The following is a 13,404-nucleotide window of genomic DNA, read 5'->3' on the forward strand; positions in this document are numbered from 1 at the left end:
TCCTAACTCCACGTCACTCGGTTAGATGAGTGTGGACACCAGAACACCCCGCACACCCACGGGGGACCGCTCGTCGGGATACGACGACGCTCCCGCGCTGAGCATGGTGAAGGTGCCGAGCGATCCGGCGCAGGTCATCGTCTCCCACGCCAGCTTCCGCGTGCAGTTGGGCGCCGCGTCCTGGCGCGCCCGGTCCCCTCGGCCCGCCCCGTCCCAGGGCGTCGCCGACACCGCCCGGGTGCCCGCCGCCGGCCTGGCCGGGACCGCCGCCCCCCGCCGCCCCCTCGTCTGGAGCGGCCGGTCCGCCCCCGACGACACCGGCGCCCACCGGCTGCTGCAAGCCGTGCGCAGCGGCAGCGTGGGCTACACCGAGGAGTCCGCCGCCGACGCCGGGGCCACCCAGGTCATCCCGCGTATCGACGCCGGCTCCGGCCGGGGCGCGGGCGGCGGCTCCTACGACACCCTCGACCAGACCGTCGGGATGCCCGCCGTCGGCGGCCCGCACGGCCCCGACACCGGCGACACCCGGCTGCTCCCGCACATGCGCACCGCCGAGTCCGGCTACGACTCCGGCGGATACGGCGGCGCCGGCTACGCCACGCCGGGCGGCGCACCGCCCCCCACCCGCCTTGGCCACCCCGACGGCTACGTCTACGACGGCCAGGCGTACGACGGCGCCTACGACGACGAGCCCTACGGCCCGGACGAGACCCTGGAGGACGGCCGCCGGCGCGGCCGGCGGCACAGCGACGACCCGGCCCGCCACGCCTACTACCCCGGCCGCCGGATGAACCTCGGCGTGGTCCTGCTCCCACTGCGGATCTTCCTCGGTTTCATCACCGTCTACGCCGGCATGGGCAAGCTGTGCGACCCGCTCTACTTCGACGGCGGCAAGCGCGGCTCCATGGTCAAGTGGCTCAACTCGCTGCACCCCTGGGAAGCCGCCGAGCCGCTGCGCCAGTTCGCCCTCCAGCACCCGGTCGGCTCCGGACTGGTCATCGCCTTCCTCCAGGTCATCGTCGGCGTGCTCACCATCCTCGGCTGCTGGCAGCGGGTCGCCGCGGTGTTCGGCGCGCTGCTGTCGGCCGCGCTCATCGTCACGGTCACCTGGCGCACCCTGCCCGTCTACGACGCGCCCGACATCATCTACCTCGCCGCCTGGTCGCCGCTGATCATCGCCGGCGCGCCGGTCTACTCCGTCGACGGCCGCCTCGCCGCGTCCGCCTGGCGGCGGCTGGGACCCCGCGCCCACATCTGGGACCTGCGCCGGTACGTGCTGCGGCGCGGCGCGCTGCTCACGGTGGTCGTCACCGGGCTCACCCTGCTGACCGGATCGCTCCTCGGCGACGCGGTGCGCGACGCCGACCAGGTGGTCACCCCCCGGCCCGGCGACGCCCCGCGCAACGCGCAGCCCGGCTCGCCGCTGCCGCGACACTCCGACGGCAAGCGGCAGGGCACGTCGCCGGCCGCCCCGGCCGCGCCGAGCCGTCGCGGTACGACGGCCGGTCCGTCCGGCGGCCCCGCGACCACGCCGGGCACGGCCCGTGAGAGCGGCGCCACCGCCGGCGCCCCCAGCCAGACCCAGGGCACCACGGGCCACACCACCCCGCGCCACTCAGCCCCGGTGCGGCAGGCGCCCAGCACCAGCGCGGGCCCGACCTCGGGCGGCGGCGCGAGCGGCGGCTCCGGTCCGGGCGGCGACTCGGGCTCCGCCGGCGGCACGTCCTCCGGGCGGCCGGGACTGGTGGGCGGCCTGCTGGGGTAGCGCCGCGCACGGCCGGCCGCGTGGGGCGTTCCGTGCCACGACGAGAAGGGGTCCCGCACAGAACCCGTGCGGGACCCCTTCTCGTTGCTGTCGTGCTGTCGTGCGGTGGTGGGGCGTCAGGTACGGCCCGGGGCGGCCAGTTCCTTCGCGGCCTCGGTGAGGTCCTTCGCGGTGTCGATGGCCCGCCAATAGGCGCCCTGAGGGATCGGGAAGCCGGCCAGGCGGAGTTCGCGGGCCAGCCGCGGGAACGTGGTCCGCTCGTGGTCGCCGCGCTCGGGGAGCAGATCGGCGAAGCCGGGGGAGAAGACGTAGACGCCCGCGTTGATCTCGAACGTGGAGGGCGGGGCCTCGATGAAGTCCGTGATGTGACCGAACCCGTCCGTCTGCACGGCGCCCCACGGGATGCGCGGCCGGGCCAGCGCGAGGGTCGCCACCGCGTCGCGCTCGGTGTGGAAGTCCGCCATGTCGCGCAGCGAGAACCGGGTCCAGATGTCGCCGTTGGTGGCGTACCAGGCGCGGTCCGGGTGGGGGAGGTGGGCGGCGGCGAACTTCAGGCCGCCACCGCGGCCGAGCGGCTCCGTCTCCACGGCGGTGGTGACGTTCACGGGCAGCGCGGCCGACTTCAGCCACTCCTGGAGGACCTCGGCGAGGTGGCCGCAGGAGATCACCACGTCCGTGACGCCCTCCTCGGCGAGCCAGGCGAGCTGGTGCCCGATGATCGGGGTGCCCGTGCCGGGGATCTCGACCATCGGCTTGGGCCGGTCGTCGGTGTAGGGCCGCAGCCGCGATCCTTGGCCTCCGGCCAGGACGACGGCTTGAGTGGGGCGCGAAGCCGCATTCGGATGGGTCATGGGGGCACTGTACGTGCCCGTACGCGACCGCTGTCCGGGGGCGGCGGGGCGGGGCGGGAGCGGGGCACGAGGGGCCGTGCGGGGGAGCGCGGGGGCCGGGGACCGACCCCCGGCCCCTCAGCTGTGCGGGGCGAGGACGCCCGAGGCGAAGGAGGTGTCGCAGACCGGGCGGGCGTACGACTGGGCGCGGGAGGCGCCGTAGAGGCGGACCGCCGCGCGGCCGAGGGTGCGGGCGATCGACGTGCAGTGCCGGGCCAGGGACGGGCGGTCGTCGACCGCCTGCTGGAGGTGGGTGAGCGCGACGCCCGGGTCCTTCTCCTGCAACTCCGTCAGCAACCGGTCGCGCAGCACGTCCTGGGGGGCGCGGGCGCGGGCCGGGGTGCCGGCCACCGACGTGTCGGACGCGGTGAGCACCGAGGACGAGGAGTCCCCAGACCAGTCGACTCGGGTGACCGCGAGGGTCCCGGAGAGCACCAGGACGACGGGCAGGACGAGGGCGAGGGAGCGGCCGATCCGGCGGGCGGGGCCCCGGCCGCGTCGCGTGGGGTGGGTGGTGGAGTGCTTCACGCGTCGCAGCGTAGCCCCCGGTAATGATTTGGCGACATTTAGTCACCCCTTCGGGGGATCCGGACCTGCGGCGCGCCGGGCGCCATGTTGACGAACATCGCTCGAAATGTCCGGTGCCGTGGGGTATTCCGAGGAAACGGGAAAGGGCCCCGCACCAGCTCGCGGGGCCCTTCTCGTCAACCTGAGCGAATCGCCCCGGGATGTCCCGAGGTTTCAGCCGTAAGGGTGTCAGTCGGAGAGACGCTCGCCCGTGGAGGTCGAGAACACATGGGTCTCGCCCGGCCGCGGCACGACGTGCACGGTGGCGCCCTTCTCCGGGACGGCGCGGCTGCTGACGCGGACCACGAGGTCCTTCTGCTCGCCGCCGACGCTGACGGTGCCGTAGATGTAGCCGTCGGCGCCGGTCTCCTCGACCACGTTGACCGAGACGGCGAGGCCGGCCGGCTCGTCGGTGGTGTCCTTGGACAGGGAGGCCGCGGCCGCGCCGCCGCCCAGCTCGACCACGTCGAAGTGCTCGGGGCGGACGCCCACGGTCACCGTGCGGTCGCCCTTGTCGGCGGCGGCCTTGAGCGCGTCCCGGTTGACCGGCACCACGCTGTTGCCGAACTTCACGCCGCCGTCGATGATCGGCACGTCGATCAGGTTCATGGCGGGAGAGCCGATGAAGCCGGCGACGAAGACGTTGGCGGGCTTGTCGTACATGTTCCGCGGCGAGTCCACCTGCTGGAGGATGCCGCCCTTGAGCACGGCCACCCGGTCGCCCATCGTCATGGCCTCGACCTGGTCGTGGGTGACGTAGACGGTGGTGATGCCGAGGCGGCGCTGGAGCGAGGCGATCTGCGTACGGGTCGACACGCGGAGCTTGGCGTCGAGGTTCGACAGCGGCTCGTCGAAGAGGAACACCTGCGGGTCGCGGACGATGGCGCGGCCCATGGCGACACGCTGGCGCTGACCGCCGGAGAGGGCCTTCGGCTTGCGGTCCAGGTACTCGGTGAGGTCCAGCATCTTCGCGGCCTCTTCGACCTTGCGCCGGATCTCCGTCTTGTTGACGCCGGCGATCTTGAGCGCGAAGCCCATGTTGTCGGCGACGGTCATGTGCGGGTAGAGCGCGTAGTTCTGGAACACCATGGCGATGTCCCGGTCCTTGGGCGGCAGGTGGGTGACGTCGCGGTCACCGATGCGGATGGCGCCGCGGTTGACGTCCTCCAGCCCGGCGAGCATCCGCAGCGAGGTGGACTTGCCGCAGCCGGACGGGCCGACCAGGACGAGGAACTCGCCGTCCGCGATGTCGATCTCCAGAGCGTCGACGGCGGGCTTCTCGGAACCCGGGTAGATCCGGGTCGCCTTGTCGAACTGCACAGTGGCCATGGTGAATGGGCCCCCTTCTACCGGCAGGAACGTGCCGGACGATCCGTTGTAGGAAGGTGGTCGCCACTACGGATGTTCCGTTGTGGGTTGGTCCACACGAGTGAACTGGATCAGGACGGTACCCGGCGTTCACCTGTTCTGTCAGTAGGCCGAGGGCTGTGAACTTCGCGGAAGTTCTCGAGGTCCCGGTCTGCGGCCCGGGTACACTGCACGGGCGTGACCGCGGCGCCTCCTTAGCTCAGCTGGCCAGAGCAACGCACTTGTAATGCGTAGGTCGTCGGTTCGAATCCGACAGGGGGCTCGAGAAAAGGCCAGGTCGGAACTATCCGACCTGGCCTTTTTCGTTGTTCAGGCGGTGTGCAGCAGTTCCGTCAGCACCTTGCGGAGGGTCCCCTCCGGGTCCTGGGCCGGCGTGGTGGAGCGCCAGGCGACGAAGCCGTCCGGGCGGACGAGGACCGCGCCGTCGGGGGTCGTGCCGTGGGCGGCCGACCAGTCGGGGGCCGGAGCGGCGTCGGTGCCCTGGGGCTCGTGGATCAGGTCGGTGCCGAAGCGGTACGAGGCGAGGGGGATGCCGTCCGTCTCCGCTACGCGGCGGGCGGCCGCGTGCCAGCCGGCCTCCGAGCGGCCGTCGCTGAGCAGGACCAGGGAGCGCTCGTACAGGTCCAGGGTGGAGATCCGCTCGCCCTCGTGGCGCAGCCACAGGTGGGGTGCGCGGGTGCCGGGCTCGCCGGTGAGGCGTACGGCGTCGGGGACCACGTCCTGGCCGGGGGCGGCGCCGACGACCGCGCCCTCGGGGTAGCGGTAGCCGAGGACGACGTTGAGGATGCCGCCGCGCCTGCCGCCGCCGATGCCGGGGGCCGGGGCGAAGCCGGGGTGGCTGTGCTCGACGGAACGGGCGGAGGCGCGGGCGCTGGTGGCCAGGGCGACCGGGCGGCGTTCGGTGTCGTAGGTGTCCAGCAGGCCGGGACCCGCCCAGCCGTCGAGGACGGCGGCGAGTTTCCAGGCGAGGTTGTGGGCGTCCTGGATGCCGGTGTTGGAGCCGAAGGCGCCGGTGGGGGACATCTCGTGGGCGGAGTCGCCGGCGAGGAAGACGCGGCCGGCGGCGTAGCGGTCGGCGACGCGTTCGGCGGCCCGCCAGGACGCCTTGCCGGTGATCTCGACGTCGAGGTCGGGGGCGCCGACGGCGCGGCGGATGTGCCGCTGGAGGCGTTCCTCGGTGAACTCGTCGAGGGTCTCGCCCCGCTCGGGGTGCCAGGGGGCGTGGAAGACCCAGTGCTCCTTGTTGTCGACGGGCAGCAGGGCGCCGTCGGCGTCGGGGTGGGTGAGGTAGCAGCAGATGAAGCGGCGGTCGCCCACGACGTCGGCGAGGAGCTTGGAGCGGAAGGTGACGCTGACGTTGGCGAACAGGTCGCCGGGTCCGCTCTGCCCGATGCCGAGGCGGTTGCGGGCGGGGCTGCGGGGGCCGTCGGCGGCGACGAGGTAGTCGGCGCGGACGGTGTAGCGCTCGTCGGTGGCGCGGTCGCGGACGGTCGCGGTGACGCCGTCGCCGTCCTGCTCGAAGGTCTCCAGTTCGTGGGAGTAGCGCAGGTCGCCGCCGAGCCGGCGGGCGCCTTCGACGAGGACGGGTTCGAGGTCGTTCTGGCTGCACAGGCACCAGCCGGTGGGGCTGAACCGGGCCAGGCCGCCGCCCGGGTCGATGTGCTTGAACAGCCATTCGCCGGCGTCGCCGACGAGGGTGGGGGTCTGGAGGATGCCGTGGTTGTCGGCCAGCAGCGACGCGGCCGCCTTGATGTCGTCCTCGATGCCGGCGACCCGGTACAGCTCCATCGTCCGCACGTTGTTGCCGCGGCCGCGGGGATGGTGGGAGGTGCCGGAATGGCGTTCGACGAGCAGGTGGGGCACGCCGAGGCGGCCGAGGAACAGCGAGGTGGACAGGCCCACCAGGGAGCCGCCGACGATGAGGACGGGTACCCGGTGGTCGGCTTCTTGGCGCATCGATGCCTCCAGGAGCGGGGTGCGGGGGTGCGGGCGCATCGGTGTCTCCATGCCCGCCGGGCGGTCGGTCCGCGTGCGTTGGCGGGGTCTATCACCCGCGTGATCACCCTTGTGGTGCATACGAGTCGCGCGTCGATCTCACCCGGCACAGGATCGAGATCACGCTGACGTCGCGTCATCCGCGGCCGGCGCCTTCCTTCCCCGTCCCGTGCGAATCGCCGATCCCGCCAAGGAGTCGTACGCAGATGACCGCCATTTCCGAGCGTGTGTCAGAACCGACCGAGCAGCAGGCCTCGAAACGTGTCTCCCAGTCCGTCTTCGACGGCTCCCGGCTCCGCGTGATCCTGCTGGTGGACGTCTGCGACGGCGCCCAGCAGCAGTTCCTGGAGGCGTACGAGCAGATGGGCAAGCAGGTCTCGGCGGTGCCGGGGCATGTCAGCGACCAGCTGTGCCAGTCCATCGAGAACCCCTCCCAGTGGCTGATCACCAGCGAGTGGGAGAGCGCCCCGCCGTTCCTCGCCTGGGTGAACAGCGAGGAGCACGTGCGGATGGTGCAGCCGATGCACAGCTGCATCCGCGACACCCGTTCGTTGCGCTTCCACATCGTGCGGGAGACCGGCGGCGGCCGGCAGGACTCGGGCGACCGGCAGCTGCAGATCTCGCCGCGGATCGGCGACGGGGTGATCCGGCACGCGCTGACGTTCACGGTGAAGCCGGGCAGCGAGGCGAAGGTGGCCGAGCTGCTGGCGAACTACGAGGCGCCCGAGGCGCGGGTGGACGACACCACGCGGCTGCTGCGCACCTCGCTGTTCATGCACGGCAACCGGGTGGTGCGGGCCATCGAGGTGCGCGGCGACCTGCTGGCGGCGCTCCGGCACGTGGCCCGGCAGCCCGGCATCCGGGCGGTCGAGGAGGCCATCAACCCCTATCTGGAACAGGACCGCGACCTCAACGACCAGGAGTCGGCGCGGGTGTTCTTCACCCGGGCGGCGTTGCCGGCCGTGCACCACGTGACGACCGGTCAGGAGGACGAGCGGGTCGAGCGGCACGCGCTGTACTACCCGGCGCGGCAGGGCCAGGGCATGAAGCTGGCCGAGCTGCTGTCCCGCGCGGACGAGCGGGCCGCGGACGACCCGGCGAGCCCGGTGCTGCGCAGCACGGTCTTCGAGCGCGACGACGTCGTCGTACGGCTGATCGACATCCGGGGCGCCCTGGAGAGCGACCCGGCCGCAGCGCTCGGCATCCAGGACTCCGCGCAGGTGGCGGAGCTGACGACGCTGCTCGGCGAGGGCGCCGCGAAGAAGGACGGCGACCTGTCCCGGCTGCTCACGCTCGCCCGGATGGACCTCATCACCGACCGCCGGTCCGCGCCGGACGCCTGACGCTCCCCCAGGGCCTCTCGTTCGGATCACGCCGGGCTCGCGGGGTCCGGCCCGATCCGAACGAAAGACCCAGCCGACGTACTCACCACCGGAGGAAGACGTGATCAAACCCAGGCCGAGGATCGTGGACCTCAGCGAGACCGAGCCCAACACCAAGCGCGGCGGCGATCTGCGCGCCATGCTCACCCCGGCCACGGTGGGCTCCACCAGCGGCTTCATGGGCGTGGCGCTGGTGCAGCCCGGCGACCGCATCGGCGAGCACTACCACCCCTACTCCGAGGAGTTCGTGTACGTCGTCTGCGGCGACCTGGAGGTGGACCTGGACGGCGAACCGCACCCGCTCAAGCCCGAGCAGGGGCTGATGATCCCCGCCTACATGCGCCACCGGTTCCGCAACGTGGGCGACACCGAGGCACGGATCGTCTTCCACCTGGGTCCGCTGGCGCCGCGCCCGCAGCTGGGCCACGTGGACACCGAGGGCACGGAGGCGGCGGCGGTCCCGGCCGGCGCCCGGGAGGCCGAGCCGGCCGAAGCGGCGGCCGGGCCGGCCGAGGTGCGGTCATGACCAGGCGGGTCGCGGTCACCGGCATAGGCATCGTGGCGCCGGGCGGCATCGGCGCCCCCGCCTTCTGGGACCTGCTGGCGAACGGGCGTACCGCCACCCGTGGCATCACGTTCTTCGACCCGTCGGGCCTGAGGTCCCAGATCGCCGCCGAGTGCGACTTCGACCCGGCGGCGGCGGGCCTGGAGCCCGAGCAGGTGGCGCGCTGCGACCGCTACATACAGTTCGCGCTGGCGGCCGGCCAGGAAGCGGTGCGCGACTCGGGTCTCGACCTCGCCGGGGAGAACCCCTGGCGGGTCGGGGTCTCGCTCGGCACCGCGGTCGGCGGCACCACCCGCCTGGAGAACGACTACGTGCTGGTCAGCCATGGCGGCGAGCGCTGGGACGTGGACCACGAGCGGGCGCAGCCGTACCTGGAGCGGGCGTTCACGCCGAGCACGCTGGCCTCGACGGTGGCGGAGCGGTTCGGGGCGCGCGGGCCGGTGCAGACGGTGTCCACCGGCTGCACCTCCGGGCTCGACGCGGTCGGCTACGCGCTGCACACCGTGGAGGAGGGCCGCGCCGACATCTGCATAGCCGGCGCGTCGGACTCGCCGATATCGCCGATCACGATGGCGTGCTTCGACGCGATCAAGGCGACCTCGCCGAACAACGACGACCCGGCGCACGCCTCCCGGCCCTTCGACAACGACCGGGACGGCTTCGTGATGGGCGAGGGCGGCGCGGTGCTGGTGCTGGAGGAGCTGGAGCACGCCAGGGCGCGCGGTGCGCACGTGTACTGCGAGCTGAGCGGCTACGCCACCTTCGGCAACGCCTACCACATGACCGGTCTGACCAGTGAGGGCCTGGAGATGGCGCGGGCCATCGAGACCGCGCTGGACCACGCCCGGCTGGACGGCACGGCGATCGACTACGTCAACGCGCACGGCTCGGGGACCCGGCAGAACGACCGGCACGAGACGGCCGCGGTGAAGCGGGCGCTGGGCGAGCACGCCTACGGCACGCCGATGAGCTCCATCAAATCGATGGTGGGCCACTCGCTGGGCGCCATCGGGGCGATCGAGGTGGTGGCGTGCGTGCTGGCGCTGGCCCACCAGGTGGTGCCGCCGACCGCCAACTACGAGACCCCCGACCCCGAGTGCGACCTGGACTACGTGCCCCGGGTGGCGCGCGAGCGGAAGCTGGACGCGGTGCTCTCCGTGGGCAGCGGGTTCGGCGGTTTCCAGTCGGCGGTGATCCTGACCCGGCCGAGGGAGAGGTCACGATGAGCCAACCGAGCACACGGACGAGCGGATCCGGTCCGCGGCGCGCGGTCGTCACCGGCATCGGTGTCGTCGCGCCCAACGGGACCAGCACCGAGACGTTCTGGAAGGCCACCCAGGAGGGCGTGAGCGTCCTGGACCGGGTGACCCGTGAGGGCTGCGAGCACCTGCCGCTGAAGGTGGCCGGCGAGGTGCGGTCCTTCGACCCGTCGGCGGCGATCGAGGAGCGCTACCTCGTCCAGACGGACCGCTTCACGCACTTCGCGATGGCCGCGGCGGACGCCGCCCTGGAGGACGCGCGGCTGGGCCGGGCGGACACCGAGGGCACGCCGTTCTCGGCGGGCGTGGTGACGGCGGCCGGATCGGGCGGCGGCGAGTTCGGCCAGCGGGAGCTCCAGAAGCTGTGGGGCAAGGGCCGCCGCTACGTGGGCCCCTGGCAGTCCATCGCGTGGTTCTACGCGGCCAGCACCGGCCAGGTCTCCATCCGGCGCGGCTTCAAGGGGCCGTGCTCGGTGGTCGCCGCGGACGAGGCGGGCGGCCTGGACGCCCTGGCGCACGCGGCGCGGGCCGTGGGACGCGGTACGGACGTGATCGTGGCCGGTTCCACCGAGGCGCCGCTGGCCCCGTACTCGATGGTGTGCCAGCTCGGGTACGGCGAGCTGAGCCCGGTGACCGATCCGGGGCGGGCGTACCGGCCGTTCACCGAACAGGCGTGCGGGTTCGTGCCGGCCGAGGGCGGCGCGATGCTCGTCGTGGAGGAGGAGTCGGCCGCCCGGGAGCGCGGGGTGCCGGTACGGGCCCGGGTCGCCGGGCACGCGGCGACCTTCACCGGGGCCTCCCGCTGGGAGCTGTCCCGGCAGGGCCTCGCGGAGGCCGTCCGGGGCGCGCTGGCGGAGGCCGGCTGCGCGCCGGAGGAGGTCGACGTGGTCTTCGCCGACGCCCTCGGCGTCCCGGAGGCGGACCGTGCGGAGGCGCTGGCGATCGCCGACGCGCTCGGCGCGCACGGCCGGCGGGTGCCGGTGACGGCGCCCAAGACCGGCACCGGCCGGGCCTACTGCGCGGCCCCGGTGCTGGACGCGGCGGCGGCCGTGCTGGCGATGGAGCACGGTCTGATCCCGCCCACCCCGAACGTCTTCGACATCTGCCATGACCTCGATCTGGTGACCGGTGGCGCGCGTCCCGCGCAGGTGCGCACGGCGCTGGTCCTCAGCCGGGGGCTCATGGGCTCGAACTCGGCGCTGGTGCTGCGGCACGGCACCGCCGACGCCACCTAGGTCCCGTCGCCGACGGGTCCGTCCGGGGCGGCCGGAGCAACCAGCCGGGAGCACAAAGAGAGGAACGACCGCATGAGTGACCGCATCACCGTGGAAGAACTGTCCGAACTCATGAAGAAGGCCGCGGGCATCACCGTGAGCCCGCAGGAGCTGACGGACCGGGCCGATGTCTCGTTCGAGGAGCTGGGCATCGACTCGCTCGGCCTGCTCGGCATCGTGGGCGAGCTGGAGAACCGGCACGGCATGCCGATGCCGGCCGACGCGGAGCGCTGCAAGACGCCCCGGAAGTTCCTCGACCTGGTCAACAGCACCCTTCTGGCAGGAGCGTAGAGATGGCGGGACACACCCAGAACGAGATCACGATCGCCGCACCGCTGGACCTGGTCTGGGAGATGACCAACGACGTGGCGAAGTGGCCGGAGCTGTTCAGCGAGTACGCCTCGGCCGAGATCCTGGAGCAGGAGGGCGACAAGTGCACCTTCCGGCTGACCATGCACCCCGACGAGAACGGCACCGTGTGGAGCTGGGTGTCCGAGCGTGAGCCGGACCGGGCCACCCGCACCGTGCGGGCCCGCCGGGTGGAGACCGGTCCGTTCGCGCACATGGACATCCACTGGCGCTACGAGGAGGTGCCGGGCGGCACCCGGATGATCTGGACGCAGGACTTCGCGATGAAGCCGGAGGCGCCGGTCGACGACGACTGGATGACCGACAACATCAACAAGAACTCCAAGGTCCAGATGGCCCTCATCCGGGACAAGATCGAGCAGGCCGCCGCGGCCGGCCGCCGACCCGAGCCCGCCCTGACCACCGACTGAGCCGGACCGGAGAAGAACCCGGTCGGGCACCGGACGAGAAGGAGAAGGCTCATGCACCAGGCCCTGATCGTGGCCCGGATGGCGCCGGGGTCGGCCCCGGACATCGCCAAGATCTTCGAGGAGTCGGACCGGGGGGAGCTGCCGCACCTGGTCGGCGTCACCCGGCGCAGTCTCTTCCAGTTCGGCGATGTGTACATCCACCTGGTCGAGGCGGACCGGGACCCGGGCCCGGCCATCGCGAAGGTGGCGAAGCACCCCGAGTTCCAGGGCATCAGCGAGCGGCTGTCGGCGTACGTCAGCGCGTACGACCCCGAGACGTGGCGCTCGCCGAAGGACGCGATGGCGCACCGCTTCTACCTGTGGGAGCGCGACGCCCAGTCGTGAACCCACCGCCCGGCCCCGTAAGGGGCCGTGGACGACACAACCGGTCGCCGGGCCCGCAGCGTCGCGGGCCCGGCGACCGGTGTCCGGGTGTCCGGGGCGCGGCAACCGCCGTCGGACCGGGTCGGCTCAGACGGGGACCGTGCAGTCGAAGGCGTGCAGATACGGGTTGACCGGGCTGATGTCGTCGATCACCAGGCCGGCCGCCTTCAGCCGGCTCACCATCGACTCCGTGGTGTGCTTGGCGCCGCCGACGTTGAGCAGCAGCAGCAGGTCCATCGCGGTGCTGAACCGCATGGACGGGGTGTCGTCCACGAGGTTCTCGATCACCACGACGCGGGCCTTGGGGCCGCCGGCCGCCATCACGTTGCGCAGGCAGCGGGCGGTGGACTCGTCGTCCCACTCCAGGATGTTCTTGATGATGTAGACGTCGGCCGTGACCGGCACGGACTCGCGGCAGTCGCCGGGCAGGATCGTCACCCGGTCGGCGAGCGCGCCGCCCGGCCGCAGCCGCGGGTCGGCGTTGTCCACCACGCGCGGCAGGTCCAGCAGGGTGCCGTGCATCGCCGGGTACTTCTCCAGCAGGCTGGCCACCACATGGCCCTGGCCGCCGCCGATGTCGGCGACCGAGGCGGCGCCGGACAGGTCCAGCAGATCGGCGACGTCCTGCGCGGACTGCTTGCTGGAGGTCGTCATCGCCTTGTTGAAGACGTCCGCCGACTCGGGGGCGTCCTCGTTGAGGTAGACGAAGAACTCCTTGCCGAACAGGTCCTCGACGACGTTGCGGCCGGTGCGCACCGCCTCGTCCAGCCTGGGCCAGGCCTGCCAGGTCCACGGCTCGGTGCACCACAGGGTGATGTTGCGCAGGCTCGCGGGGTCGTCCTCGCGCAGCAGCCTGGACATGTCAGTGTGCGCGAAGGTGCCGTCGGGCTGCTCGGTGAAGACGCCGTAGCAGGTCAGGGCGCGCAGCAGCCGGCGCAGCGGCTTGGGCTCGGTCTTCACCGCGGCGGCGAGGTCCTCCACGGCGGCCGGGGAGTCGCCGAGCGCGTCGGCCACGCCGAGGCGGGCGGCGGCGCGGAGGGCGGCGGCGCAGGCCGCCCCGAACACGAGCTCCCTGAGCCGCATGGACGGCGGTGGTGCGGTCTGAGCGGTCGTCATGTGCCGCCTGTTCCTTCCTTG

General features: G+C 72.6%; 13 protein-coding genes and 1 tRNA gene. 9 read left to right on the forward strand and 5 right to left on the reverse strand.

What is annotated here, in order from left to right:
* The first annotated feature begins 25 nt into the window (after positions 1-25).
* Positions 26-1,765: a DoxX family membrane protein gene (locus tag AB0N63_RS04645; RefSeq protein ID WP_365524026.1), complete on the forward strand. Its 1,740-nt coding sequence runs from the start codon at positions 26-28 to the stop codon at positions 1,763-1,765.
* A 116-nt stretch (positions 1,766-1,881) separates the two neighbouring features.
* On the opposite strand, the gene AB0N63_RS04650 is transcribed toward AB0N63_RS04645, so the two are convergent.
* The 3 genes from AB0N63_RS04650 to ugpC all read right to left on the reverse strand — a co-directional run bounded on the left by AB0N63_RS04650 (position 1,882) and on the right by ugpC (position 4,551).
* Positions 1,882-2,616, reverse strand: a complete 735-nt coding sequence (locus AB0N63_RS04650; RefSeq protein ID WP_365524028.1) for a nucleotidyltransferase family protein — start codon at positions 2,614-2,616, stop codon at positions 1,882-1,884.
* Positions 2,617-2,733: 117 nt separating this feature from the next.
* The gene (locus tag AB0N63_RS04655) at positions 2,734-3,183 is read right to left on the reverse strand and encodes a hypothetical protein (protein WP_365524031.1); all 450 of its coding nucleotides are present in this window, start codon (positions 3,181-3,183) and stop codon (positions 2,734-2,736) included.
* A 228-nt stretch (positions 3,184-3,411) separates the two neighbouring features.
* Positions 3,412-4,551 carry a sn-glycerol-3-phosphate ABC transporter ATP-binding protein UgpC gene (gene ugpC, locus AB0N63_RS04660; RefSeq protein WP_365524033.1) on the reverse strand — a complete coding sequence of 380 codons (1,140 nt, stop codon included), beginning with the start codon at positions 4,549-4,551 and terminating at the stop codon, positions 3,412-3,414.
* A gap of 227 nt (positions 4,552-4,778) precedes the next feature.
* Between ugpC and AB0N63_RS04665 the strand changes: the two genes are divergently transcribed.
* A tRNA-Thr gene (locus AB0N63_RS04665) sits at positions 4,779-4,852 on the forward strand.
* A 47-nt stretch (positions 4,853-4,899) separates the two neighbouring features.
* Here the strand turns inward: AB0N63_RS04665 and AB0N63_RS04670 are convergent.
* Positions 4,900-6,546: an FAD-dependent monooxygenase gene (locus AB0N63_RS04670; RefSeq protein ID WP_365524742.1), complete on the reverse strand. Its 1,647-nt coding sequence runs from the start codon at positions 6,544-6,546 to the stop codon at positions 4,900-4,902.
* A gap of 245 nt (positions 6,547-6,791) precedes the next feature.
* Between AB0N63_RS04670 and AB0N63_RS04675 the strand changes: the two genes are divergently transcribed.
* The 7 genes from AB0N63_RS04675 to AB0N63_RS04705 all read left to right on the forward strand — a co-directional run bounded on the left by AB0N63_RS04675 (position 6,792) and on the right by AB0N63_RS04705 (position 12,228).
* Positions 6,792-7,928 carry a SchA/CurD-like domain-containing protein gene (locus AB0N63_RS04675; RefSeq protein ID WP_365524035.1) on the forward strand — a complete coding sequence of 379 codons (1,137 nt, stop codon included), beginning with the start codon at positions 6,792-6,794 and terminating at the stop codon, positions 7,926-7,928.
* A gap of 100 nt (positions 7,929-8,028) precedes the next feature.
* Positions 8,029-8,493 (forward strand): cupin domain-containing protein, encoded by a 465-nt coding sequence (locus tag AB0N63_RS04680; protein WP_365524038.1) that lies wholly within the window; start codon positions 8,029-8,031, stop codon positions 8,491-8,493.
* Complete coding sequence (locus tag AB0N63_RS04685) at positions 8,490-9,758, forward strand: beta-ketoacyl-[acyl-carrier-protein] synthase family protein (protein WP_365524040.1); 1,269 nt, start codon at positions 8,490-8,492, stop codon at positions 9,756-9,758. The genes AB0N63_RS04680 and AB0N63_RS04685 overlap by 4 nt, the downstream gene beginning before the upstream one ends.
* Positions 9,755-11,026: a ketosynthase chain-length factor gene (locus AB0N63_RS04690; RefSeq protein ID WP_365524042.1), complete on the forward strand. Its 1,272-nt coding sequence runs from the start codon at positions 9,755-9,757 to the stop codon at positions 11,024-11,026. The genes AB0N63_RS04685 and AB0N63_RS04690 overlap by 4 nt, the downstream gene beginning before the upstream one ends.
* Positions 11,027-11,098: 72 nt before the next feature.
* Entirely contained in the window at positions 11,099-11,356 is a 258-nt protein-coding gene (locus AB0N63_RS04695; protein ID WP_009189293.1) for an acyl carrier protein, read from the forward strand.
* A gap of 2 nt (positions 11,357-11,358) precedes the next feature.
* Positions 11,359-11,844 (forward strand): SRPBCC family protein, encoded by a 486-nt coding sequence (locus tag AB0N63_RS04700; RefSeq protein ID WP_365524044.1) that lies wholly within the window; start codon positions 11,359-11,361, stop codon positions 11,842-11,844.
* 51 nt (positions 11,845-11,895) lie between these two features.
* Positions 11,896-12,228 carry a TcmI family type II polyketide cyclase gene (locus AB0N63_RS04705; protein WP_365524046.1) on the forward strand — a complete coding sequence of 111 codons (333 nt, stop codon included), beginning with the start codon at positions 11,896-11,898 and terminating at the stop codon, positions 12,226-12,228.
* 126 nt (positions 12,229-12,354) lie between these two features.
* On the opposite strand, the gene AB0N63_RS04710 is transcribed toward AB0N63_RS04705, so the two are convergent.
* A complete protein-coding gene (locus AB0N63_RS04710; protein WP_365524048.1) occupies positions 12,355-13,383 on the reverse strand; it encodes a methyltransferase in 1,029 nt (342 codons plus the stop codon).
* Positions 13,384-13,404: the final 21 nt, after the last annotated feature.

It is taken from the genome of Streptomyces sp. NPDC093260 (genome assembly GCF_040683715.1).
Classification (GTDB): Bacteria; Actinomycetota; Actinomycetes; order Streptomycetales; family Streptomycetaceae; genus Streptomyces; species Streptomyces sennicomposti.

Bases quoted from the DNA above. Each gene is read 5' to 3' on its own strand.
- AB0N63_RS04645 (WP_365524026.1), top strand. From the start codon at position 26: ATGAGTGTGGACACCAGAACACCCCGCACACCCACGGGGGACCGCTCG.
- AB0N63_RS04650 (WP_365524028.1), bottom strand. From the start codon at position 2,616: ATGACCCATCCGAATGCGGCTTCGCGCCCCACTCAAGCCGTCGTCCTG.
- ugpC (WP_365524033.1), bottom strand. From the start codon at position 4,551: ATGGCCACTGTGCAGTTCGACAAGGCGACCCGGATCTACCCGGGTTCC.
- AB0N63_RS04670 (WP_365524742.1), bottom strand. From the start codon at position 6,546: ATGCGCCAAGAAGCCGACCACCGGGTACCCGTCCTCATCGTCGGCGGC.
- AB0N63_RS04675 (WP_365524035.1), top strand. From the start codon at position 6,792: ATGACCGCCATTTCCGAGCGTGTGTCAGAACCGACCGAGCAGCAGGCC.
- AB0N63_RS04685 (WP_365524040.1), top strand. From the start codon at position 8,490: ATGACCAGGCGGGTCGCGGTCACCGGCATAGGCATCGTGGCGCCGGGC.
- AB0N63_RS04690 (WP_365524042.1), top strand. From the start codon at position 9,755: ATGAGCCAACCGAGCACACGGACGAGCGGATCCGGTCCGCGGCGCGCG.
- AB0N63_RS04695 (WP_009189293.1), top strand. From the start codon at position 11,099: ATGAGTGACCGCATCACCGTGGAAGAACTGTCCGAACTCATGAAGAAG.
- AB0N63_RS04700 (WP_365524044.1), top strand. From the start codon at position 11,359: ATGGCGGGACACACCCAGAACGAGATCACGATCGCCGCACCGCTGGAC.
- AB0N63_RS04705 (WP_365524046.1), top strand. From the start codon at position 11,896: ATGCACCAGGCCCTGATCGTGGCCCGGATGGCGCCGGGGTCGGCCCCG.
- AB0N63_RS04710 (WP_365524048.1), bottom strand. From the start codon at position 13,383: ATGACGACCGCTCAGACCGCACCACCGCCGTCCATGCGGCTCAGGGAG.